Here is a 392-nt window from a genome sequence, read left to right on the forward strand (position 1 = left end):
AAAAGTAGTCGTAAATTCAATCAATTGAATTCACGATCAAATTCTAGGTTCTTTTTATTCTTGAAGTAAAGCTGGTGACACGTGATATGGTTTTACCATTTCGCCATCATCGTTGCTCGAAAGATAGTAATTATAATCATTATGGGTTGTTTCTTTTATTAAAGATTTAGATGTTGGATTAGCGAAAGTAATCGAATGTATCGGATCACTATATTTTGCATTTGTTTTTAGCTCATAAAGCTCTCCATTTTCAAGGTCAAAAATAATTTTATATGGTCTATTTTCACCTATATTCGACTCATGGAGTTTAATATTATTTGATTCAATAAACGGGAGTATTGTTTTAAAGAATCCTGAATCTGCCCCGAGATTACCAAGAAAGCTTCCTACAA

General features: G+C 31.4%; 1 protein-coding gene. It reads right to left on the bottom strand.

The features are described from left to right. Positions 1-54: 54 nt before the first annotated feature. The coding region (locus RH85_RS22910; RefSeq protein WP_006711310.1) for a hypothetical protein at positions 55-392 on the bottom strand (338 nt) is incomplete at its 5' end.

This window comes from Vibrio ichthyoenteri ATCC 700023 (assembly GCF_000222605.1).
GTDB classification, from domain to species: domain Bacteria; phylum Pseudomonadota; class Gammaproteobacteria; order Enterobacterales; family Vibrionaceae; genus Vibrio; species Vibrio ichthyoenteri.